Genomic DNA, 598 nt, shown 5'->3' with positions numbered 1-598 from the left:
CCGTGTTCTCGATCCACAGCCCCAGGATGTCCCGTGTGCCGTCTGGCAGGATGCCCAGCGCCAGATAGATCGCCTTGTTGCGCACCATCCCTTCCTCGCGGATCTTGACGCGTAGCGCGTCAAAGAACACTACCGGGTACATCGGCTCAAGCGGGCGCGCCTGCCAGATACTCACCTCGTCCATCACGGCATCGGTCACCGAGCTGATAAACTCCGGCGACACATCGGTACCGTACTGCTCAGCCAGAAACCCCTGGATCTCGCGCACCGTCATGCCACGGGCGTACATCGCGATGATCTTGTCGTCAAAGCCGGTGAAACGTCGCTCGTGCTTCGGAATCAGGATCGGGGCAAAGCTGCCGTCGCGGTCACGAGGAATCTCCAGGCGCAGCGGACCGTCATCAGTCAGCACCGTCTTGCCGCTCTTGCCGTTGCGCTGGTTGGTCGCATCTTCGGGCCGCACGGCACCCGCCGGATAACCCAGATGGTGTCCAAGTTCGGCACCCAGCGCCCGCTCGATCAGCGCCTTCTTGAACGCGGCTGAAGCGGCGTGCACCGCTTCGGCGGTCATGGGTCCCTTCACGAACTGGTCGATCAG

Annotated in this window: 1 protein-coding gene; it reads right to left on the bottom strand. The window is 62.7% G+C overall.

Features of this window, described 5'->3' with window-relative positions; translation table 11 throughout:
• On the bottom strand, positions 1 to 598 hold a 598-nt coding region (locus tag M3I54_RS44555), incomplete at both ends, for a transposase (RefSeq protein WP_254346747.1).

This window comes from Paraburkholderia sp. CNPSo 3274, assembly GCF_024206475.1.
GTDB lineage: Bacteria > Pseudomonadota > Gammaproteobacteria > Burkholderiales > Burkholderiaceae > Paraburkholderia.
This window is presented reverse-complemented; position numbering and strand designations above follow the sequence as displayed.